Origin of the sequence: Pseudomonas sp. I8001 (assembly GCF_013385345.1) — a bacterium.
Taxonomy (GTDB): Bacteria; Pseudomonadota; Gammaproteobacteria; order Pseudomonadales; family Pseudomonadaceae; genus Aquipseudomonas.
Map to the genome: position 1 here is coordinate 22,429 of NZ_JACAQC010000033.1, position 22,707 is coordinate 45,135.

General features: G+C 61.7%; 17 protein-coding genes and 1 other RNA gene. 14 read left to right on the forward strand and 4 right to left on the reverse strand.

What is annotated here, in order from left to right:
- The first annotated feature begins 69 nt into the window (after positions 1 to 69).
- From HX839_RS21900 to HX839_RS21935, 8 genes are all read left to right on the forward strand, one after another.
- The gene (locus HX839_RS21900; RefSeq protein WP_003219085.1) at positions 70 to 729 is read left to right on the forward strand and encodes a GntR family transcriptional regulator; all 660 of its coding nucleotides are present in this window, start codon (positions 70 to 72) and stop codon (positions 727 to 729) included.
- Between the two features lie 2 nt (positions 730 to 731).
- The gene (gene smc, locus HX839_RS21905) at positions 732 to 4,220 is read left to right on the forward strand and encodes a chromosome segregation protein SMC (protein ID WP_177067680.1); all 3,489 of its coding nucleotides are present in this window, start codon (positions 732 to 734) and stop codon (positions 4,218 to 4,220) included.
- A 259-nt stretch (positions 4,221 to 4,479) separates the two neighbouring features.
- The gene (gene zipA, locus HX839_RS21910) at positions 4,480 to 5,331 is read left to right on the forward strand and encodes a cell division protein ZipA (RefSeq protein ID WP_003219080.1); all 852 of its coding nucleotides are present in this window, start codon (positions 4,480 to 4,482) and stop codon (positions 5,329 to 5,331) included.
- 87 nt (positions 5,332 to 5,418) lie between these two features.
- Positions 5,419 to 7,776 (forward strand): NAD-dependent DNA ligase LigA, encoded by a 2,358-nt coding sequence (gene ligA / locus HX839_RS21915; RefSeq protein ID WP_008437559.1) that lies wholly within the window; start codon positions 5,419 to 5,421, stop codon positions 7,774 to 7,776.
- Positions 7,777 to 8,076: 300 nt separating this feature from the next.
- Complete coding sequence (locus tag HX839_RS21920) at positions 8,077 to 9,240, forward strand: putative zinc-binding metallopeptidase (protein WP_177067681.1); 1,164 nt, start codon at positions 8,077 to 8,079, stop codon at positions 9,238 to 9,240.
- A gap of 132 nt (positions 9,241 to 9,372) precedes the next feature.
- An RNA gene (gene ffs / locus HX839_RS21925) (signal recognition particle sRNA small type) lies at positions 9,373 to 9,469 on the forward strand.
- 309 nt (positions 9,470 to 9,778) lie between these two features.
- Positions 9,779 to 10,825, forward strand: a complete 1,047-nt coding sequence (locus tag HX839_RS21930; RefSeq protein ID WP_087694832.1) for an N-acetylmuramidase family protein — start codon at positions 9,779 to 9,781, stop codon at positions 10,823 to 10,825.
- A 1-nt stretch (position 10,826) separates the two neighbouring features.
- Positions 10,827 to 11,441 (forward strand): hypothetical protein, encoded by a 615-nt coding sequence (locus HX839_RS21935; protein WP_177067682.1) that lies wholly within the window; start codon positions 10,827 to 10,829, stop codon positions 11,439 to 11,441.
- A gap of 39 nt (positions 11,442 to 11,480) precedes the next feature.
- Here the strand turns inward: HX839_RS21935 and HX839_RS21940 are convergent, their stop codons facing one another.
- Positions 11,481 to 12,344 carry a LysR family transcriptional regulator gene (locus tag HX839_RS21940; protein ID WP_003219067.1) on the reverse strand — a complete coding sequence of 288 codons (864 nt, stop codon included), beginning with the start codon at positions 12,342 to 12,344 and terminating at the stop codon, positions 11,481 to 11,483.
- 97 nt (positions 12,345 to 12,441) lie between these two features.
- On the opposite strand from HX839_RS21940, the gene HX839_RS21945 reads away from it, so the two are divergent.
- On the forward strand, positions 12,442 to 13,410 hold the full coding sequence (locus HX839_RS21945; RefSeq protein WP_177049220.1) for a DMT family transporter: 969 nt from the start codon (positions 12,442 to 12,444) through the stop codon (positions 13,408 to 13,410).
- On the opposite strand, the gene HX839_RS21950 is transcribed toward HX839_RS21945, so the two are convergent.
- A complete protein-coding gene (locus HX839_RS21950; protein WP_177008132.1) occupies positions 13,324 to 13,695 on the reverse strand; it encodes a VOC family protein in 372 nt (123 codons plus the stop codon). The two genes, HX839_RS21945 and HX839_RS21950, sit on opposite strands and share 87 nt — an antisense overlap.
- A gap of 151 nt (positions 13,696 to 13,846) precedes the next feature.
- Entirely contained in the window at positions 13,847 to 14,161 is a 315-nt protein-coding gene (locus HX839_RS21955) for a helix-turn-helix domain-containing protein (protein ID WP_003219061.1), read from the reverse strand.
- Between the two features lie 460 nt (positions 14,162 to 14,621).
- On the opposite strand from HX839_RS21955, the gene HX839_RS21960 reads away from it, so the two are divergent.
- Positions 14,622 to 16,187: a PAS domain-containing methyl-accepting chemotaxis protein gene (locus HX839_RS21960; RefSeq protein WP_003219059.1), complete on the forward strand. Its 1,566-nt coding sequence runs from the start codon at positions 14,622 to 14,624 to the stop codon at positions 16,185 to 16,187.
- An 18-nt stretch (positions 16,188 to 16,205) separates the two neighbouring features.
- Positions 16,206 to 17,897: a bifunctional diguanylate cyclase/phosphodiesterase gene (locus tag HX839_RS21965; RefSeq protein WP_087694836.1), complete on the forward strand. Its 1,692-nt coding sequence runs from the start codon at positions 16,206 to 16,208 to the stop codon at positions 17,895 to 17,897.
- Positions 17,898 to 18,034: 137 nt separating this feature from the next.
- Here HX839_RS21965 and HX839_RS21970 read toward each other — a convergent pair whose 3' ends face one another.
- A complete protein-coding gene (locus HX839_RS21970) occupies positions 18,035 to 18,784 on the reverse strand; it encodes an ABC transporter substrate-binding protein (protein WP_087694838.1) in 750 nt (249 codons plus the stop codon).
- 133 nt (positions 18,785 to 18,917) lie between these two features.
- Here HX839_RS21970 and dnaX point away from each other — a divergent pair, with 133 nt between their 5' ends.
- The 3 genes from dnaX to HX839_RS21985 all read left to right on the forward strand — a co-directional run bounded on the left by dnaX (position 18,918) and on the right by HX839_RS21985 (position 22,685).
- Positions 18,918 to 20,999 (forward strand): DNA polymerase III subunit gamma/tau, encoded by a 2,082-nt coding sequence (gene dnaX / locus HX839_RS21975; protein WP_177067683.1) that lies wholly within the window; start codon positions 18,918 to 18,920, stop codon positions 20,997 to 20,999.
- 43 nt (positions 21,000 to 21,042) lie between these two features.
- On the forward strand, positions 21,043 to 21,381 hold the full coding sequence (locus HX839_RS21980; RefSeq protein ID WP_003193199.1) for a YbaB/EbfC family nucleoid-associated protein: 339 nt from the start codon (positions 21,043 to 21,045) through the stop codon (positions 21,379 to 21,381).
- A gap of 269 nt (positions 21,382 to 21,650) precedes the next feature.
- Positions 21,651 to 22,685 carry an NADP-dependent oxidoreductase gene (locus HX839_RS21985; RefSeq protein WP_003219050.1) on the forward strand — a complete coding sequence of 345 codons (1,035 nt, stop codon included), beginning with the start codon at positions 21,651 to 21,653 and terminating at the stop codon, positions 22,683 to 22,685.
- The last annotated feature ends 22 nt before the right edge of the window (positions 22,686 to 22,707 follow it).

Sequence of the window (22,707 nt, forward strand, 5' to 3'; positions counted from 1 at the left end):
GTACGCCATCAACCGGCAAGTGCGCTACACTGCCGCGCTTGTACCGATAGAAGATTTTGAAGGGAAAACATGACGTTCAAGGCGCCGGATAGTCTTGCCGAGCAAATCGCTCACCACCTCGCCGAACGTATCATTCGCGGCGATCTCAAGCCTGGGGAGCGGATCCAGGAGCAGAAGGTCACACTGGCGCTGAATGTCAGTCGTGGTTCCGTGCGCGAAGCCTTGCTGATCCTCGAGCGCCGGCACCTGATTGCGATCCTGCCGCGCCGTGGCGCCCACGTCACCGAGCTGACGGCCCACAAGGTGCAAAGCCTGTGCACGCTGATGGGCGAGCTGTACATCCTGCTGGGCAATGCGGTCGCCGCCGGCTGGCAGACCCAGGCCGACATGGCGCCGTTCGTGCAAATCCAGCAGCGCCTGATCGCCAGCTTCGAACGCCAGGACATCCGCGCCTTCGTCGAAGAGAGCTTCAACGTGATGCGTGCCGCCTATCCGTTCGCCAACAACCCGTACCTGCAGGAAACCGTCGAGAACCTGCAGCCGGCGATGAACCGCGCCTATTACCTGGCGCTGGATCAGCGCAAGGCGTCCATGAGCGAGTACCTGGTGCTGTTCGAGCAATTGCTCGCCGCCGTGCTGGCCCGTGACCTGCCGCAGATTCGCCTGGTGCTCTCGGCCTACGGCGAGCGCAGTTGCTCGCTGGTCATTGCTGCGTTGGCGGAAGCCTAAGCGTGCGGCTCAAGTGCATCAAACTGGCGGGGTTCAAATCCTTCGTCGACCCGACCACGGTGAACTTCCCCAGTAACATGGCGGCAGTGGTCGGGCCCAATGGCTGCGGCAAGTCGAACATCATCGACGCCGTACGCTGGGTGATGGGCGAGAGCTCCGCAAAAAACCTGCGTGGCGAGTCGATGACCGACGTCATCTTCAACGGCTCCACCAGCCGCAAGCCGGTGAGCCAGGCCAGCATCGAACTGGTGTTCGACAATTCCGACGGCACCCTGGTGGGCGAGTACGCGGCCTATGCGGAAATCTCCATTCGCCGCAAAGTGACCCGCGACAGCCAGAACAGCTACTTCCTCAACGGCACCAAGTGTCGCCGCCGGGACATCACCGACATCTTCCTCGGTACCGGCCTGGGCCCGCGCAGCTATTCGATCATCGAACAGGGGATGATCTCCAAGCTGATCGAAGCCAAGCCCGAAGACCTGCGTAACTTTATCGAGGAAGCGGCCGGCATCTCCAAGTACAAGGAGCGCCGGCGCGAGACCGAAAACCGTATCCGCCGTACCCATGAAAACCTTGCCCGCCTGACTGATCTGCGTGAAGAGCTGGAGCGCCAGCTGGAGCGCCTGCACCGCCAGGCCCAGGCCGCCGAGAAGTATCAGGAATACAAGGGCGAGGAGCGTCAGCTCAAGGCGCAACTGTCGGCCCTGCGCTGGCAGGCGTTGAATGACCAGGTGGGCCAGCGCGAAGCAATCATCGGCATCCAGGAAATCAGCTTCGAAGCCCTGGTGGCCGAGCAGCGCAATGCCGACGCCAGCATCGAACGCCTGCGGGACGGTCACCATGACCTGTCCGAGCGCTTCAATCTGGTGCAGGGGCGCTTCTATTCGGTGGGCGGCGATATCGCCCGGGTCGAGCAGAGCATCCAGCACGGCCAGCAGCGTTTGCGCCAGTTGCAGGACGACTTGAAAGAAGCCGAGCGTGCGCGCCTGGAAACCGAATCGCACCTGGGCCACGACCGCACCTTGCTGCTGACCCTTGGGGAGGAGCTGGACATGCTCACTCCCGAGCAGGAAGTCACCAGCGCCGCTGCCGAGGAAGCCGCTGCGGCCCTGGAAGAATCCGAAACCACCATGCACGCCTGGCAGGAGCAGTGGGACACGTTCAACCTGCAATCTGCCGAGCCGCGCCGCCAGGCTGAGGTGCAGCAGTCACGCATCCAGCAACTGGAAACCAGCATGGAGCGCCTGGCCGAGCGTCAGCGGCGCCTGGTGGAAGAGCGCGTGCTGCTCGCTGCCGACCCGGAAGATGCAGCGATCCTCGAACTGAGCGAGAAACTCGCCGAAAGCGAAATGACGCTGGAAGAGCTGGAAGCCAGCGAAGAACAACAAGTGGAGCGCCTCGAGCAATTGCGTCAGCAACTGCAGCAGGCGACCCAGGCACAGCAGCAGGCCCAGGGCGATTTGCAGCGGCTCAACGGCCGGTTGGCTTCCCTGGAAGCCTTGCAGCAAGCGGCGCTTGACCCGGGCACCGGCACGGCTGAATGGCTGCGTGACCAACACCTGGCCGAGCGCCCGCGTCTGGCCGAAGGTCTGAAGGTTGAAGCCGGTTGGGAGCTGGCGGTGGAAACCGTGCTCGGCGCTGACCTGCAAGCGGTGCTGGTGGATGATTTTGGCGGGTTTGACCTGGCGGGTTTTGCCCAGGGCGATCTGCGTTTGCTCAGCCCGGCGGCGGACGGCACTCGCGTGCCGGGCAGCCTGCTGGATAAAGTGGAGGCGGCGATTGACCTGTCGCCCTGGCTCGGCCAGGTCAAGCCGGTCGACAGCCTTGAGCAGGCCCTGGCCCAGCGCGGCCAGTTGGCCGCCGGGCAAAGCCTGATCAGCCGTGACGGCTTTTGGGTCGGCCGGCACTTTTTGCGGGTACGGCGCGCCAGCGAAGCGGAAAGCGGCGTATTGGCCCGTGGCCAGGAAATCGTCAACCTGACCGCCGAGCGCGAAGAGCGCGAAGCCACACTCGAGTCCCTGGAAAACCAGCTGCAAACCCTGCGCGCCACCCAGCGCCAGCAAGAGACCGGCCGCGAACACCTGCGCCGGCTGTTGCAGGACGAAGCGCGCCAGCAGGGCGAATTGAAAGCCCAGCTCTCGGCGAGCAAGGCCAAGGTCGAGCAACTGACCCTGCGCCGCACCCGGCTCGACGAAGAAGTGGCGGAGATGGGCGAGCAACGCGCCCTCGAACACGAACAAGTCGGCGAAGCACGCCTGCAACTGCAGGAAGCCCTCGACAGCATGGCCCTGGACACCGAGCAACGCGAGCTGCTGCTGGCCCAGCGCGACAGCTTGCGCGAGCGCCTCGATCGGGTGCGCCAGGAAGCTCGCCAGCACAAGGATCACGCCCATCAATTGGCCGTGCGCCTCGGCTCCCTGCGGGCGCAGCACGACTCCACGCGCCAGGCCCTTGAGCGCCTGGAAATGCAGTCCGAACGCCTGACCGAAAAACGCGAGCAACTGAGCCTCAACCTGGAGGAGGGCGAGGCCCCGTTGGAAGAGCTGCGCCTGAAGCTTGAAGAGTTGCTCGACAAGCGCATGACCGTCGACGAAGAGCTCAAGACCGCCCAGATCGCCCTGGAAGACGCCGACCGCGAACTGCGCGACGCAGAAAAACGCCGGACCCAGGCCGAGCAACAGTCGCAACTGATCCGAGGCCAGCTCGAACAGCAGCGCATGGAATGGCAGGCCCTGACGGTGCGCCGCAAAACCCTGCAAGACCAGTTGCTGGAAGACGGCTACGACCTGCACGGCGTGCTCAATACCCTGACCGCCGAGGCCAACGAGAAAGAAGCCGAAGAAGAACTTGAGCGGATTGCCGCGCGCATTCAACGACTCGGCGCGATCAACCTCGCGGCCATCGACGAGTACCAGCAGCAGTCCGAGCGCAAGCGTTATCTGGACGCGCAGAACGCCGATCTTGTCGAAGCGCTGGACACCCTTGAAAACGTGATCCGCAAGATCGACAAGGAAACCCGTAATCGCTTCAAAGATACCTTTGATCAGATTAATGGCGGTTTACAGGCGTTATTCCCGAAAGTTTTCGGTGGTGGCAGCGCTTACTTGGAACTGACGGGCGAAGATCTACTCGATACAGGGGTAACGATCATGGCGCGGCCTCCGGGCAAGAAGAACAGCACCATCCATTTGTTGTCTGGTGGCGAGAAGGCACTGACCGCATTGGCCCTGGTATTTGCGATCTTCAAGTTGAACCCGGCGCCGTTTTGCATGCTCGACGAAGTTGACGCCCCGCTGGATGACGCTAACGTTGGACGGTACGCCCGACTGGTTAAAGAGATGTCCCAGACGGTGCAGTTCATCTATATCACCCACAACAAGATCGCCATGGAAATGGCCGATCAATTGATGGGCGTGACGATGCACGAGCCGGGCTGTTCGCGATTGGTGGCGGTGGATGTCGAAGAGGCGATGGCGCTGGTGGAATCCTGAGCCGCAGGTCGAAGGAGGATTTTCAGCAGGACGTAAGGTGATTTACCGGTCTGGGAAAAGTGGCAAATGGACATATTTGTTCAAGGCATTTTGACAGACGGTGTAAAGTTATCTTTGGTCGTGCTAGTTTAATGTCAAATTTTCGTATGCGTGGGCAAAACGTCATTCAGAACATAGAGTTGGCGCCACGTTTTAAAGCGGTTTGCACGGTGCTAAACCCCTTATTTTTCAGCATTTTTTATTAGAGGCACGGGATTACATGGAAATCGGTCTGCGCGAGTGGCTGATCGTCATCGGCATTATTGTCATTGCCGGTATTCTTTTTGATGGCTGGCGCCGGATGCGTGGCGGCAAGGGCAAGTTGAAATTTCGCCTGGACCGCAACCTGTCCAATTTGCCGGACGACGACGGCAGCGCCGAGCTGCTGGGGCCACCGCGTGTCCTGGACAACCATAAAGAACCGCACCTGGACGAACACGACCTGCCGTCGATGAGCGCACCGGTGCGTGAAGCCCGTGAACCCAAGCGCGGCAAGCGCAGCGCGGCCAGCGAGCCATCCCAGGGCGACCTGAACCTGGACCTGGAAGAAGGCCCGAGCTTCAGCAGCCGTGATGACGACTTCCCGGATGAGTCCCCGGCCAAGAGCGCCCATAAAGAATCCGTCAAGGACCAGCCGGCTGCCGAAGAGGTGCTGGTGATCAGCGTGATCTGCCGTGACGCCGCCGGCTTCAAGGGCCCGGCCCTGCTGCAGAATATTCTGGAAAGTGGTCTGCGCTTTGGCGAGATGGACATTTTCCATCGCCACGAAAGCATGGCCGGCAACGGCGAAGTCCTGTTCTCCATGGCCAATGCGGTCAAGCCGGGCATCTTCGATCTGGACGACATCGACCATTTCAGCACTCCGGCGGTGAGTTTCTTCCTCGGCTTGCCGGGCCCGCGTCACCCGAAACAAGCGTTCGACGTGATGGTGGCGGCAGCTCGCAAGCTGTCCCAGGAACTCAACGGCGAACTCAAGGACGATCAACGCAGTGTCCTGACCGCCCAGACCATCGAGCATTACCGTCAGCGCATCGTCGAGTTCGAGCGTCGTGCCCTGACACAGAAGCGCTAAGGTCCAAGCTTAAGCGTTGCCTGTAGAATCCATGCACTAACATATTGAGCAGCTTCGGCTGCTCTTTTGCTTTATGAGAGAACACCCATGACCGCCGCCCACACCCGCATCCTCGAACTGCGCGCTGAACTGGATCAGCACAACTACCGTTACCACGTCCTCGACGAGCCGAGCATTCCGGACGCCGAGTACGACCGTTTGTTCCACGAGCTCAAGGCGCTTGAAGCCGAGCACCCGGAGCTGGTAACCCGTGATTCACCGACGCAGCGGGTCGGCAGTGCGGCATTGTCTGCGTTCACTCAGGTACGCCACGAAATCCCGATGCTCAGCCTCGGCAACGCCTTTGATGAAAGCACCATGCTGGAATTCGATCGCCGGGTCACTGAAGGCCTGGACCTGCCCGTGGGCGACCTGTTTGGCGGTGGCGCAGCGGTGGAGTACAGCTGCGAGCCGAAGCTCGATGGCCTGGCGGTCAGCCTGCTGTATCAGGACGGTGAGCTGGTGCGTGGCGCCACCCGTGGCGATGGCACCACTGGCGAAGACATCAGCGTCAACGTGCGTACCGTGCGCAACATTCCTTTGAAACTGCACGGCACCGGCTGGCCGGCGACCCTCGAAGTGCGCGGCGAAGTATTCATGTCCAAGGCCGGTTTCGAGCGGCTGAACGCCACCCAGCTGGAAGTTGGCGGCAAGACTTTCGCCAACCCGCGCAACGCGGCGGCGGGTAGCCTGCGTCAGCTGGACTCGAAGATCACCGCCAGCCGTCCGCTGGAATTCTGCTGCTATGGCGTGACCACGGATATCAGCGACACCCACATCGGCAACCTGCAACAGCTGAAGAAGTGGGGCATGCCCATCAGCCATGAGCTGAAGCTGGCAAAAGGGATTCAGGATTGCCTCGACTACTACCGCGATATCGGTGAGCGCCGCAACGCCTTGCCCTATGAAATCGACGGCGTGGTGTTCAAGGTCAACAGCATTGCCTACCAGCGGGAGCTGGGCTTCCGTGCCCGCGAGCCGCGCTGGGCAATTGCCCATAAATTCCCGGCCATGGAAGAGCTGACCGAGCTGCTTGACGTTGAATTCCAGGTCGGCCGCACCGGCGCTGTGACACCCGTGGCACGCTTGAAACCGGTCAAGGTCGCGGGTGTGACCGTGTCCAACGCCACACTGCACAACATGGACGAGGTGGCACGCCTGGGCCTGATGATCGGCGACACGGTGATCATCCGCCGTGCCGGTGATGTGATTCCCCAAGTGGTATCGGTGGTGACCGAGCGCCGCCCGGAAAACGCCCGTGCGGTGCAGATCCCCGAGAGCTGCCCGGTGTGCGGCTCCCACGTTGAGCGTACGCAACTGGTCAAGCGCAGCAAGGGCAAGGAAACCGTCAGTGAAGGCGCGGTGTACCGCTGCGTCGGGCGCCTGGCCTGTGGTGCGCAGCTCAAGCAGGCGATCATCCATTTCGTTTCGCGCCGGGCCATGGACATCGATGGCCTGGGCGACAAGACCATCGAGCAACTGGTGGACGAAAAACTCATCGGCTCGCCGGCGGATCTCTACAAGCTCAAGTACGAACAGATCATCGACCTGGAAGGTTTTGCCGACGTTTCCAGCAAGAAGCTGATTGCCTCTATTGAAAACAGCAAGACGCCAACCCTCGCACGGTTTATCTACGCTCTGGGCATTCCCGATGTGGGCGAGGAGACGGCCAAGGTGCTGGCGCGCTCGCTGGCATCCCTGGAGCGCGTGCAGCAGGCCTTGCCGGAAGTGCTGACGTACTTGCCGGACGTTGGCCTGGAAGTGGCCCACGAGATTCACAGCTTCTTTGAAGACAGCCATAACCAGGATGTGATTGGCGCCCTGATCTCGAAGGACGAGTGCGGCCTGGAGTTGCAGGAGCAGGGCGACCTGAGCGCCGAGTTTGCGGCCAGCACCACGTTGGGCGGCTTGCTCGACAAGCTGCACGTACCGTCCGTAGGGCCGGGCGCCGCGCAGAAGCTGGCGGACAAGTTTGGCTCCCTCGAAGGCGTGATCAAGGCCGACTGGCTCGACATGCGCCAGGCGTTGCCGGAGAAGCAGGCCAAGGCCGTCCGGGACTTTTTTGATATTGAAGAAAACGCCCGGCGTGCGCTGGCCATCGAGCAACAGCTCAAGGACTTCGGCATGCACTGGCAGAGTGAGAAGAAAGTCGTCGAAGGCTTGCCCGAGGCCGGTCACACATGGGTGCTCACCGGCTCCCTGGAACTGATGAGCCGCGATGTTGCCAAGGAAAAACTCGAAAGCCTGGGCGCCAAGGTGGCGGGCTCGGTGTCGGCGAAAACCCATTGCGTGGTCGCCGGGCCGGGCGCGGGTTCGAAGCTCGCCAAGGCCACTGAGCTGGGCTTGAAAGTGCTGGATGAAGAGGCGTTCGTGGCGTTTTTGGCCAAGCACAACATCACGGTCTGATGATCGTTCCCACGCTCTGCGTGGGAACGGCGCCCTGGACGCTCTGCGTCCGCTCTAAAGTTGCGACGCGGAGCGTCAATGGATGCATTCCCACGCGGAGCGTGGGAACGATCTCTCCCGGGCAATGCTCTAGTCTGATGATCGTTCCCACGCTCTGCGTGGGAACGCCGCCCTGGACGCTCTGCGTCCGCTCTGAAAGGTGCGACGCGGAGCGTCACTGGATGCATTCCCACGCAGAGCGTGGGAACGATCTCTCTCGGGCAATGCTCTAGTATTGGCAAGCCTCCCGGAGAGATCGCCATGTACCGCTTCTTCGAACAACTCAGTTCGCGCATCGCCGCACCGTTCATGGCCGAGACCTCGCGCAACAGCAAGGTCTGGCAGTGCCGCTGTGGGCAATCGCTGTTCTTTCGCAACAGCCAGTGCCTGGCCTGCTCGGCGCTGCTGGGCTATCAGCCGGAGCAGAGTCGCCTGTCCTCCCTGCAGCCCGGCCCGTATGCCGATACCTGGCTGCTGGACGCCGACCCTGAAGCCGGTGCCTTTCGCCGCTGCGCCAACCTCGACACGCCGGCCGCCTGCAACTGGCTGCTGCCCGCCGACAACGGCCAGGTCTTGTGCGTGGCCTGCAGCCTGAACCGCACCATTCCCGACCTGTCGATCCCCGAAAACCCCGAACGCTGGCGCAAGGTCGAAACCGCCAAGCGTCGTCTGGTGGCCCAACTCATCAGCCTGGGCTTGCAGGTGATTCCCAAGGCGGTGGATGAAGACACCGGCCTGGCCTTCGATTTTGTCGGCATCGACCTGGAAGGCAACGCGCCCACCACCGGCCACGCCAATGGCCTGATCACCCTCGACATCAAGGAAGCCGACGACGCCCACCGTGAGAAAATTCGCGTACAGATGCGCGAGCCTTACCGCACCTTGCTCGGTCACTTCCGTCACGAGGTCGGCCATTACTACTGGGACCGCCTGATCGCCAACAGCCATTGGCTGGAGCCGTTCCGCACGCTGTTCGGTGACGAGCGCGCCAGCTACGCCGACGCCCTGGAGCAGCACTACCAGAACGGCCCGCGCCCGGACTGGCAGCAAACCTGCGTCAGCGCCTACGCCACCATGCACCCGTGGGAAGACTGGGCGGAAACCTGGGCGCATTACCTGCACATGATGGACGCCGTCGACACCGCGCTGGGCTTCGGCATGAGCGCCCGGGAGATGGACCTGGATTACCAGCCGTTCCCCCTCAGCACCCTCTACGACCCCGGGCATCCCGGCGGCACGGCGTTCCTGTCATTCGTCAATGCGTGGATCGAACTGGCCGGCATGCTCAACGAACTGTCCCGCAGCATGGGCCAGCCGGATTTCTATCCGTTCGTCCTGCCGCCGGCGGTGATTGCCAAGCTGCACTTCATTCACCTGGTGATCCAGCAAGAGGGCGGTCGGGCGGATGAGGTCGTGCTTTTGTAGGAGCAAGCTTGCTCCTGCAGCCAAGTACTTGAACCATCAGATATTTTTAATCCCGCGCCAACGGTTGTAACTTCCGATGAGATCGGTACAATGGCGCGGCTTGCCGAGAGGCGAGCGTCGTTATGGTGACCCCATCGGTCCCCCCGCAACGATTACCCGTGAACCTGGTCAGAGCCGGAAGGCAGCAGCCACAGCGGGAACATTGTGTGCCGGGGTGTGGCTGGTGGGGTTGCCTCCATAACGCCACCCCTCCTTGATTCAAAAAAATACGCGTATGAAACCCTTCGCTGACAATCGTCAACTGCGAAGCGATTTCTGCTGTTCGTCTTTCGGAAAATCCTTCACGCCCGACAGCAATCGCGCTGCCAAACGACCGTGAGGACTCTTTCACAACTTCAAGCATCCCTTCTGGACAGCGTCTACAGGCCTTGCTAGTTTGCGTCAGTCACATATTTCAAGATATGTCGTCAATGCATGGATGATATTAAAGTGATGGCGCTTTATTGCTCATTCACCCCAACTAACAAGGATGTCGGTAATGAAAAGCCTGCAAGGGTTGCCCACTCTCATCAGCGCTTCCGTCGGTGCGCCGGGCAAAGCCCGCAACTTGCCCGCCGATGTTCAATGCATCCAGTATTTATTCAACTTGATCATTCCCAAGTTGGGTTTCCCTCTGGCGGAAAATGGCAAATGCGACGGCCAGTTGGTGCAGTGCATCAGCCAGTATCAGTTCCGCCACCTCAAATACGCGCATCCCGATGGTGTCATCGACCCTACCGGGCGCACCTTCAATAGCCTGATCGAAGAAGCGGTGAAGGTGCCGGTCAAGCCGAACCCGACCCTGCGTATTCCGACGTTCCTCAATGTGTTCGGCAACACCGGCGCGGACATGGTCCAGGCCACGGTCGACCACTATCTGGACCGCATGCGGGCAATGATCGAGGCCGAGCGGCGCAACCGGCAGATGATGCTCCAGGCCACGTGCGACGGCGGTACGACGCTGACGGATACGGACTTCCAGAACGCTGCCACGCAGTTGGGTAACGGCATTTCCGTCAATATCATCAAGGCCTTTGCCACGGTGGAGTCGGGCGGGCGCTCCGGGTTCGGCCCGGCCAAGTTGCCGGTGATCGCCTTTGAAGGGCACCATTTTCGCAAGTACACCAAGAGTAAATACGACCAGACCCACCCGCTGTTGTCTTACCCCTACGTGAAGAAGGCCGGGCCCCAGTGGAAGGCCAATAACAAGGACCAGACCAAGGCCTGGGAAACCATGGCCACCGCCTTTGCGCTGGATCAGGAAGCGGCCTTGAAGTCGGCCTCCTGGGGCATGTTTCAGATAATGGGCTCCAACTTCACGGCATGCGGTTATAAAACGGTGTTTGAATTTGTGGTGGCCATGAAGATTAATGCCGGGCATCAACTAAAGGCCTTCCTCGGTTTTTGCAGCCAGAGCCCGGCCCTGGTCAAGGCCATGAAGAACAAGGATTACGCCGCCATGGCGCTGAACTATAACGGCAAGGATTATGGCGACTATGACCAACGCATCAAAAAAGCCTACGAAGCACTTGAAGGGAAAAAATAGAATGCCGTTCAAACGTTGCGTGTCCCGATTGCTGGTTGCCTCTTTCGTGTGTGTTGCTGCAGGTGCGCCGGCGTTTGCCGCTACGCTGCACTCGGGCAAGTACGAAGGGCTGATGCTGGCCGTGACGCCCGAGCATCAGGTGGAGGGGTTTTATGCCGAGGAAATGGGCGAGGGCGTGACCCGCTCGTGCACGTTCTTCCTGCAGGGCAAGGTCGACGGTGCGAAGGCATCGGTGTCGACATGGCTGGATGAGGCCTATCCGGGTACCGTCGCGGCTTCCTCGGACGGTGTGACGCTGACCGTGGAGAAGGGCCGCGAACATCCCGGCTGCATCAACGTGTTGATGCCGGAAGTTGCCACCGGCCTGGACCTGACCCAGACCGCTGCCAAGAAGTGGATTGGCCTGGTGACCGTTTCGTCCGACAAGGCCTTCCTGCAGAAGGCCCCGGACGCCAAGGCCAGCCATCGTGCCTACGTGGTCAAGGACGATGTGGTCGCGGTACTGGCGTTCAAGGATGGCTGGGCCCAGGTCGAGTTCATCAATGGCGAAGGCCGCTCTTCCAAGGGCTGGATCAGCCAGGACCAGTACGCCAGGCTGGTCCCCGCAAAAGGCTGAAGATGCTGCTGCGCCCGCGCGTAGCGGGGCGAGAACCGGTTAGCCGAAAGTCTCCCGCAACAGCCCCGCAAAGGCATCCCGCGCCAGGTGGCGTTGGGTGTCCTTGTGCCAGAACAGCAGGTTATCCACCGCCGCCAATTCGTCGAAGCGGTAGGACGTCAATTGGTTGGCCTGCTCGTAGCGCGCCAGGATGCCTTCCGGCGCCAGTGCCACGCCAATCCCCGCGCTGACGCAGCCAATGATCGTGCCCCAACTGGCATAACTTGCGATGGCAGGCTTGATGTCGTGGGGCTTGAGCCAGTTCTCCAGGGCTGCGCGATACGGGCAGCCTGGCGGCCACACCAGCAGCGTGCGGCCGGCCAGGTCCCGGGCGTCCTCGATGGGTGCGCTGGAGGCGCTGGTAATCAGCACCAGGCGCTCGCTGTAGACCACGCTTTGTTCGAGCTTCGGGCGTTTGCCGCCGGCGGCCACCAGCGCGGCGTCGATGCGGTGATGTTGCAGGTCATCGAGTAACTGCGCCCAGGCACCGGTCACCAGTTCCAGCTCCACTTGTGGATAACGTCGATGGTATTCGGCCAGCAGCGGCGGCAGGCGGCCACTGGCGCTGGATTCCACTGCGCCGATGCGCAGCTTGCCGCGGGGAATCGCGTTGCTGTCGACGGCACGCTTGGACTCTTCCACCAGCGCGAGGATGCGCTCGCAGTAGTCGAGAAACACTTCCCCTGCGGCACTGATCGCCAACCCGCGCCCGGCGCGAATGAACAGCGGGGTACCCAACTCGCTTTCCAGTTGCTTGATGCGTGTGGTGATGTTGGACGGCACGCAGTGCAGTTGCAGGGCGGCCTGGGCCACGCTGCCGGTTTGTGCCACGGCTTTCACCATTTTCAGTTGGGCCAGTTCCATCGCTCAGTTCCAGTGATTACAGAAGTCAGAAACGGTTAATTGTCCTGCGCCTTGCCGGGGCCAAGACTGACGGCATTCCCACTGCTGGACGCCGTTCATGAAAGCCCCGTCACCTGTAAAGCTTACGCTAGTCACTGCCAGCGTCATCCTCTGTTGGGCGTATTCGCCGATTGGCGTGCATCTGGCCTTGCACAGCTACAGCCCTGGCCAGTTGGCCTTGGGACGGTTCCTGATTGCTTCGGTATTGATGGCCGGCGTGGCGTTGGTCATGAGGATCGAGCGGCCACGTCTGCGGGACCTGCCGTGGTTGCTGGTGCTGGGCTTCTTCGGGATTTTCCTGCATCACCTGACGATCAATTTCGGCCAGCAATTTGTCACGGCTGCGGCCTCCAGTGTGCTGGCGCAGTCGGTTCCGCTGTTTACGGTGCTGGTGGCGTTTTTCGGCTTGAAGGAGCGAGTTACCGGCTGGCGCTGGGGTTGCGTGCTGCTGGGCTTGAGCGGGGTGCTGGTGGTGATCTGGGGCGAGCATGGCCTGGGGCAGATTGATCCTCGTGGACTGATGATCCTGCTGGCGGCGTTGTCGTGGAGCCTTTATTTCACCATCCAGAAACACTATTCCCGGCGCTACAGCCCGCTGACCACGGTGTGCTACACCGTGTGGTCGGGCACCTTGCTGTTGTGTGTCTATTTGCCGGGTTTGCCGGCGGTGGTGTCGCAATCATCGACGCAAGCCAATTGGGCGGTGTTGTTGCTCGGCGCCTTTCCCAGCGCCCTGGCATACCTGGCCTGGGCCTATGTGTTGCGGCATGTCGAGGTCAGCCGCGCGTCAGTGGCGTTGTACCTGGTGCCGCCGGTGGCGATGGTGATGGCCGCCACGCTGCTGGGCGAGCAGGTTTCGCTGCGCGTGGTGCTGGGTGGCCTGATCGTGCTGGCCAGTGTCGGCGCCATCAGCCTCGAAGGGCGCTGGCGCCGCAAGCCGTTACGGGTTCACGGTGAACACCCGCAGGCGGTGGCCGTCGGGGTCCTGGGCGACAAAGGTGTAGCCGAAGTCCGCCTCGACCGGTGACTGGATGATGCTCATCCCGAGTTGCGCCCAGCGCGTGTGCAAATCGTCGACCGCTGCGATATCAGCGACGCAGAAACCCGCCTCGCTACCGCCAACCGAGGCTTGGGCCGCAGGCTCCACGGTATGGCGCGACCACAGGCCGAGTTTCACCCCGTTGTCGAGGATGAACAGCGCAAAGGTCGGCCCCAGCTCCACCGGCGGCTTGTCCAGCAGTCGGCTGTAGAGGTTGGCGCTGGTGGCCGGGCTGTCGACGTACAACAAAAAGTAATGGGCAATGCTATTCATGATGACTCCGTGGAATGACGCAGCAATGGCGCGGCTCAGTCCCTAGTCTAAGGGGCTGTCCTGTCAGTTCATGTCAGGAGTCATCAAGCAAAGAGCAGACAGTCAATCTGGCTGTCTGCTCTTTTTATTACGTGCACGTGTGTTGCGAGCTCTAAGGCTTGGACAAGGCCTGGTCTACCGCTGCGATCAGCTTTCCCAGATCCTTCGGGGTGGCTTTGTGAATGACACCGAACAGATAAGCGCGCTGTTCCTCCTCGTCGACCAGGTCTGCGAAAAAGACTTTCAGCTTCACTCCCAGCGCCTCTGCGAACAAGAACAGTGCCTCGACGCTGGGTGTATAGGTGCCGGTTTCGAAGCGGCTGATGGTTTTAGGGTCAAAACCGGTTTTTTCACCTAGTTCAGCCTGAGTAAGCCCTGCGACCTTGCGGTAACGTCTGATGGCTGGACCCAAACTTGAAATGTGCATCGCTCAATTCCCATTTAGAATCAAGAACTTAACGATAAATCTTAAAATTAGACAACCGCATGTACCATCACCTTTTCTTGCAAAATGTGATGTAATTCGTAGAATCGGCATCTAGGACAAGTATTTGGTGGTCTCGTTTCAGAAGGCAGGTTTATGAAACAGGAAATCATTGCTCTCTCCTTACTCTCATAAATGTGCCCTTAAAACGGACGCCTGGCAGGGACTGAAATGTCGCTCGTCAGTGCCACGCTTCATTGCGCCTCACGTGCCGGATACCCGAATTCAAGCCTAGTTGATCATCACTGAATGGATGATGAATTGCTGTGCAAAATCGTGGGTTTGCGTACCTTTGCGGCCAATCAGCCGATCGACGGCGCAGCCCGACTGGAAATACGAATCCGCCTGTCCTGCCTACCCGGTGGTCGAGAGGGCGATCGAATGCTGTCCATGGAGCTTTAACGTGCGTCTCAATTTGCCGGTCACTGCTGTTGAACAGACTTTTGGGGAGCAGCAACGGCTAATTTCCGCAACTGACGTCAACAGCCATATTACCTACTGCAACGCCGAGTTTGCCGCCATGAGCGGTTTTACCCAGGCCGAGCTGATCGGCAGCACCCACAACCTGGTGCGCCATCCGGACATGCCGCCCGCCGTGTTCCAGCTGATGTGGAGCTACCTCAAGGCCGGGCAGAGCTGGATGGGCGTGGTGAAGAACCGCTGCAAGAACGGCAACTATTATTGGGTCAGCGCCTATGTGACGCCGATTCTCGAAGACGGGCGGCTGACGGGCTATGAGTCGGTGCGGGTCAAGCCCACCCGCGAACAGGTGCGCCGCGCAGAAGCGCTGTACGCGCGGTTGCAGGCAGGTGGTGCGGCGGTCTCGCCGGTGCGGCGTGTGGCGTCTGTGTCCCGGGCCATGGCGTTGCCACTGGCGGCTGCCGTTGCCAGTGTCGCCGCCTTCCAATGGGTTCCGGGTGTATGGGCCCAGGCGTTGACTGTCGGCTTGTTTCTCGGCCTGGGCGTCTGGGGGCATCAACGCTTGGGGCTGCAGCTCAAGCAGATTGTGCAGAACACGCCCAATACCTTTTCCGACCCCATCAGCGCCATGACCTACAGCGACGCGCTGGGGCCGACCGCGCAGCTCGAAATGATCCTGATCAGCGAAGAGGCGCGACTTAAAACCGCCCTGACGCGCCTCAGCGACCTGGCCAACCAGATGGCCGAAGCAGCCGCCCATTCCAGCGTGTTGTCGAGCACCACCGAATCGGCGTTGCTGGAACAGCGCGCCGAGACCGACATGACCGCCGCCGCCATGACCGAGATGGCTGCGTCCATCGCCGAAGTGGCGGTGCACGTGCAGCAAACCGCCAGCGAAGCTCACACCGCCAACACCCTCGCCGAGCAGGGCAGCCAGGTGGCCGGCACGTCCCGCGAGGCGATCCAGCTGCTGGCCGGCACCGTCACCCAGATCAACCAGGCGGTGGGCAACCTGGCCGGGCAGACCCAGCAAATCCAGGTGGCCGCGAGCATGATCCAGGCAATCGCCGACCAGACCAACCTGCTGGCCCTCAACGCGGCCATTGAAGCGGCCCGCGCCGGCGAGCAGGGCCGTGGCTTTGCCGTGGTGGCCGACGAGGTGCGCGCCCTGGCGGGCAAGACGCGGGAGTCGACCCAGCAGATCCAGGGCATCATCCAGAACCTGCGGGCCGGCGCCGATGAGGCGGTCGAGATCGCGAGCCTGGGCATTCACGAGGCCGAGCAGGGCGTGCAGCAAGTACTTGAGGCGCAGCAGGCGCTGCAAGGTATTCGCCACGCGGTGGAGCGTATTACCGGTATGAGTCAGCAAATGGCTGCTGCCTCACAGGAACAATCCCACGTCGCCGAGGAAGTTTCACAGCAGATCAATAACGTTGCCGCCACGGTGCAAAAGACAGCGGGCAATGCCAACGCTGCAGTCACCCGTGGCCGGGAACTCGAAAGCATCTCTTCCGGGTTGCGCGCCCTGGTCGAGCGGTTCAACCGCTAGCCACAGTGAGCCTGACTCATGGACGAGAAATACCGCAGGGCCGTGGATGCAGCCGCCATTTTCTCCGAGACTGACCTGGCGGGCTGCATCACTTACGTCAATGACCAGTTCTGCGGCATGTCCGGCTACGGGCGTGACGAGTTGCTGGGGCAAAATCACCGCATTCTGAGCTCGGGACTGCACCCTGCGGGGTTCTTCCAGGGCATGTGGCAAGCCATCAGCGAAGGCCGGGTGTGGCGTGGGGAAATCTGCAACCGGGCCAAGGATGGGACGTTGTATTGGGTGGACAGCACCATGGTGCCGCTGCTCGATGAGAAGACCGGGCGCGTGCAGAAGTACGTGTCGATCCGCTTTGATGTCAGCGAAAAGCGCCAGCTGTTGCACACCCTGCAATGGCGGGTCGGCCACGATGTGCTGACCGGCTTGCCGAACCGCGCCTATCTGTCCGAGTTGCTTAACCAGTCCCTGGAGTTCTCCCGCAGCGAAGACATCCCGTTGGCGTTGTGCATGCTCGACCTGGACGGCTTCAAGGCGGTCAACGACGGGTATGGGCATGCCTGTGGGGATCTGTTGTTGGTGGAAGTGGCCACTCGGTTGCGGGAGATCATCCGCGGCGAGGACGTGGTCGCCCGGCTCGCCGGTGACGAATTTGTACTGATCCTGCGTTATGTGCGCGATATCGACGAGCTGAACGGCGCCTTGCTGCGCATCCTTAAGGCGATTTCCGAGCCGTACTCGATCCAGGGGGCGGAGCTGAATGTGTTCGCCAGCATCGGCGTCACGCTGTTCCCCCTGGACGACGAGGACGCCGACACCTTGCTGCGCCATGCCGACCAGGCGATGTATGTGGCCAAGCAGAGCGGGCGCAACCGCTACCAGTTGTTTGATGTATCCCTGGAACAGGAGGTCAAGGCCAGCCACCAGACCGTGGAGCAGATCCGCCAGGCCCTGGCGGCGGGCCAGTTGTGCCTGCATTACCAGCCCAAGGTCAACTTGCGCTGCGGCACGGTGGTGGGGTTCGAAGCATTGTTACGCTGGCAGCACCCCGAGCGTGGCCTGGTGAAGCCGGGGGATTTCCTGCCACTGATCGAGCAGACCGACCTGATTGTCGATATCGGCGAATGGGTGATCGCCCAGGTGTTGGGCCAGATGCATCGCTGGCAGGTGCATGGGCATTGGTGGTCGGTGAGCGTGAACATCGCGGCGCGGCACTTCCAGCGCGAGGATTTTGTCGAGCGCCTGCAAGACTTGCTGGCGCAATACCCGCAGGTGGAGCCGCACCGGCTGGACCTGGAGATCGCCGAGTCGGTGGCCATCGACAATATCCAGCGTGTCACCCAGCACCTGGAGGCCTGCCAGGCCTTGGGCGTGCAGTTCTCCCTGGATGATTTTGGCACCGGCTATTCCTCCCTGAGCTACCTCAAGCGCCTGCCGACCCAGACCATCAAGATCGACAAGTCGTTCGTGCGCGACATCCTGCACGACAAGGACGACCTGGCGCTGACCAAGGCCGTGATCGGCCTGGCCCGTGCGTTTGGCCGCGAAGTGATTGCCGAAGGCCTGGAAACCCTGGAGCACGGCCAGCTGTTGATGCGCATGGGCTGCGAAGTGGCCCAAGGCTATTTCATCGCCCGGCCGATGCCTGCAGAAGACGTGCCGGGTTGGGTCGAGGAATTTGCACCGCCGCCGCAGTGGCAAAAGCTTGAGTGATGTTTATTGTGGCGAGGGAGCTTGCTCCCGCTGGGCTGCGTAGCGGCCCCAAGATCTTTGGGAGCGCTGCGCACTCCAGCGGGAGCAAGCTCCCTCGCCACAGCAAGCTCCCTGGCCACAAGGACAATCAGGTGATCTTAAGGGGCGGGGGCGCTGTTCCCGATATACAGCTGGATGATTTCGTCAATCTCCCCGGACATTTTCATCCGCAGCAACGTGCGCAGGATCTGCTGCCCCGGCACCTGCGGGTCGTTGCGCACATAGCAGCCCAGGCGTTGCTCCTCGATCACGGCCACCGTATGCAGGCGCTGTGTGGGCGGTAATTGCTGATTGAAGCGGTCAAGGATCCATTCGTTGATCACTGCATAGTTGAAGCGTCCGGCCACCAGTTTTTGCAGCACTTGCTCTTCACTGCGGCTGTCGTCGCGGCTGAACTGGCCGCTGGCGAAGCGCGCCTCCAGGGTCGGGTAGCTGTAGCCGAGTACCGTGCCGATGTGTTGCGGCGCAAGGCTGTCCAGTGCCACCGACGTTGATGGCACGCGCCCGGCGGCCAGCACATTGCGCTGGACCAGCAGCGGGATGCTCCAGGTGTAGTCCCCCGACAGGTTGTTCAGCCACGCCGGTGTCACGTAGCAGCGCACGTCCACATCCCCGCGCTCCATGGCGGTGTCGATACGCGCACGCGGCAGCACATGGAATTTCGCAGGACGGCCGACCTGGGTGGCCAGGCTCAACATCAGGTCATACAAAATCCCCTGGGTCGGCTGGCCCTGGTCAAGTTGCACCATGGGCATGGTCCAGCTGTCGGAAATGGAGAATCGCAGAGGTGCGGGTGCCGCCAGGCTGACCGTGGCAATCATCCACAAGGCGCCCAGGACTGCGCGCATAAATTCTCCGGGTTCAGCCTTTTACAGGCTTGGTCAGACCAGCTTAGTCAGATTAGACGAGCGTGCCGGATGCAATTTCCCCCTTGCTCCGCTAGCATTACCCGCTTCCGCTTCCCAGTTGCGACGGTTTTCGATGAGTTATCAGGTTCTTGCACGTAAATGGCGTCCGCGCTCGTTCCGCGAAATGGTCGGCCAGACCCATGTGCTCAAGGCTCTGATCAATGCCTTGGACAGCCAGCGGCTGCACCACGCCTACCTGTTCACCGGTACCCGCGGGGTGGGCAAGACCACCATTGCCCGCATCATTGCCAAGTGCCTGAACTGTGAAACCGGCATCACCTCGACGCCGTGTGGTACCTGCTCGGTGTGCCGGGAAATCGACGAAGGGCGTTTTGTCGACCTGATCGAGATCGACGCCGCGAGCCGCACCAAGGTCGAAGACACCCGCGAGCTGCTCGACAACGTGCAGTACGCACCGAGCCGTGGCCGCTTCAAGGTCTACCTGATCGACGAAGTGCACATGCTGTCCAGCCACTCCTTCAACGCCTTGTTGAAGACCCTGGAAGAGCCGCCGCCCTACGTCAAATTCATCCTGGCCACCACCGACCCGCAGAAACTTCCTGCAACGATTTTGTCGCGGTGCCTGCAGTTCTCCCTGAAAAACATGACCCCGGAGCGTGTGGTCGAGCATTTGACCCACGTGCTGGGTGTCGAGAACGTACCGTTCGAAGACGACGCCCTGTGGTTGCTGGGTCGTGCCGCCGACGGCTCGATGCGTGATGCCATGAGCCTTACCGACCAGGCCATCGCCTTCGGTGAAGGTAAGGTGCTGGCCGCCGACGTGCGGGCGATGCTCGGCACCCTGGACCACGGCCAGGTGTTCGACGTGCTGCACGCGTTGATCGAAGGCGACGCCAAGGCGTTGCTCGAAGCCGTGCGCCATCTGTCCGAGCAAGGCCCGGACTGGAATGGCGTGCTGTCGGAAATCCTCAATGTGCTGCACCGCGTCGCCATCGCCCAGGCCCTGCCCGAAGGTGTCGACAACGGCCACGGCGACCGCGACCGCGTGTTGGCCCTGGCCCAGGCGTTACCGGCCGAAGACGTACAGTTCTACTACCAGATGGGCCTGATTGGGCGACGTGACCTGCCGTTGGCACCCGATCCGCGAGGCGGCTTCGAAATGGTCCTGCTGCGGATGCTGGCCTTCAGGCCCGCCGACACGGCGGATGCGCCGAGACAGCCGCTAAAGCCAGTGGGGATCAGCCAGGCCACAGTTGATTCCGCCAAACCAGTGGCTGGCCCGGCTGTTGTCGCGCCAGTGGTTGCGCCGCCTGCGCCGGTTGCACAGGCCGCCGCCCCGGTTGTCGCCGAGCCCGTGGCGCCTGTGGTGGTGCCGGAGCCGGTGGTTGAGCCTGCGCCCGTGCCTGAAGTCGATCTGCCGTGGAACGACCCGGTAGAGGCCGAAGCCGAGGTCGAGGTCGAGGTCGAGGTCGAGCTGCAGCCTGCCGTCGAGCCGGTGCTGGAAACCACCAGCGAGCAGCCTGAACTGACACCCATGCCCGCGCCGACCCCGGACAGCGTGGTGCCGGACGCCCCCGAGTGGGTTTCGGCCCCGGTGCCGGAGCCGACCGTTGCGCAAGTGGACGCCGCCACCCCGGGCACCGACCTCGACGACGAGCCGCCGCTGGACGAAGATTACATCGAGCCGGACATGGATTCGGCCTACAGCTACCTGGACGACCTGGCCAGCGAACACACCGCCGAGCCTGCCCCGGAGCCTGAACCCGAACCTGCCGCGATGCCGGCCACCGGCCTGGCGTTGCAATGGCTGGAGCTGTTCCCGAAACTGCCGATCTCCGGCATGACCGGCAGCATCGCCGCCAACTGCACCCTGATTGCCGTTGATGGCGACCACTGGCTGCTGCACCTGGACCCGGCCCACAGCGCCCTGTTCAACGCGACCCAGCAGCGCCGGCTCAACGATGCCCTGAACCAGTTCCACGGGCGCACGCTGACCATCAGCATCGAGCTGATCAAGCCCGAGCAGGAAACCCCGGCCCAGGCGGCGTCTCGTCGCCGGGTCAACCGCCAGCGTGAGGCTGAAGAGTCGATCCATGGTGATCCGCTCATCCAGCAGATGATGCAGCAGTTTGGCGCGGTGGTGCGGCACGATACTATTGAACCTGTAGAAGCCCCGGTACCCCAAGCGTCATAACCCGGGGCCAATAATTGATCCACGTACTTTTGAGGTGATTCCCATGATGAAAGGTGGCATGGCCGGCCTGATGAAGCAGGCGCAGCAGATGCAGGAAAAGATGGCCAAGATGCAGGAAGAACTGGCCAACGCCGAAGTCACCGGTAAAGCCGGTGGCGATATGGTCAGCGTGGTGATGACCGGTCGTCACGACATCAAGCGCGTGAGCATCGACCCAAGCGTATTGCCGGGCGTCGGCGAAGACGACCTGGAAATGCTCGAGGCGCTGTTTGCCGCGGCCGTCAACGACGCCGTGCGCAAGATCGAAGCCAACAGCCAGGACAAGATGTCCGGCGTGACCGCTGGCATGCAACTGCCACCGGGCATGAAACTGCCGTTCTGATCGGCAAGCAGCACCGAAAATGCCAGGCCCCGCGCCTGGCATTTTTTTGGCCGGCTATTTTCCATACCCGTAGCAGCTGTCGAGCGCCAGCGAGGCTGCGTCGGCAGCGACTCGGTCCCACGTCTGGCATGAAAGCAGCGGTGCGGCTAACGTAGCCTCGCTGGCGCTCGACAACGGCTACTGCGAGAGTTTTGTCGAACCCTGGGCCCTGTGTTGGGGTCTGCACCCTATACCGTTGAATTCAATCACCGATAGAAGGAGCCTCGCTGATGTCCGAAGCATTGACCCTCAACCAGCGCATTGTGCTGGTCTCACGCCCCCACGGCGCACCGGTGCCGGAAAACTTTCGCCTGGAGCGCGTCGCGCTGCCGGAACTGGCCGACGGCCAGGTTTTGCTGAAGACCCTTTACCTGTCCCTGGATCCCTACATGCGCGGGCGCATGAGTGATGCGCCGTCCTATGCTGCGCCGGTAGAAATCGACGAAGTGATGACCGGTGGCGCTGTCAGCCGCATCGAACAGTCCCGCAATCCCAAGTTCGAGGTGGGTGACCTGGTGGTCGGTTCCACCGGCTGGCAGAGCCACAGCATCTCCGATGGGCGCAACCTGATCCCGGTACCGAAGGGACTGGCCAGCCCGTCCATGGCCCTGGGTGTGCTGGGTATGCCCGGCATGACCGCCTATATGGGCCTCACCGATATCGGCCAGCCCAAGTCCGGGGAAACCCTGGTGGTGGCGGCCGCTTCCGGTGCGGTGGGCTCGGTGGTGGGCCAGGTGGCGAAGATCAAGGGGCTGCGGGTGGTCGGTGTGGCGGGCGGCGCCGACAAGTGCCGCTATGTGGTGGACGAGCTGGGCTTTGATGCCTGTGTCGATCACAAGAGCGACAACTTTGCCGAGGAGCTTGCCCAGGCCTGCCCCAAGGGCATCGATATCTACTTTGAAAACGTCGGCGGCAAGGTATTCGACGCGGTCGTGCCGCTGCTGAATGCCAAGGCGCGCATTCCCTTGTGTGGCCTGATCGCCGGCTATAACGCCCACGAAGCGCCCAGCGGTCCCGACCGGCTGCCGGCGTTGCAACGTACCTTGCTGACCAAGCGTGTGCGGATCCAGGGCTTTATCGTGTTCGACGACTATGGCGACCGCCAACCGGAATTCCTCAGTGCCATGGCGCCGTGGGTGCGGGACGGCAAGATCAAGTTCCGCGAGGACGTGGTGGAAGGCCTGGAGCAGGCACCTGAAGCCTTTATCGGTTTGCTGGAGGGGCGCAACTTCGGCAAGTTGGTGGTGCGGGTCGCACAAGATTGAGCATTTGACGCTAATCCGAGGC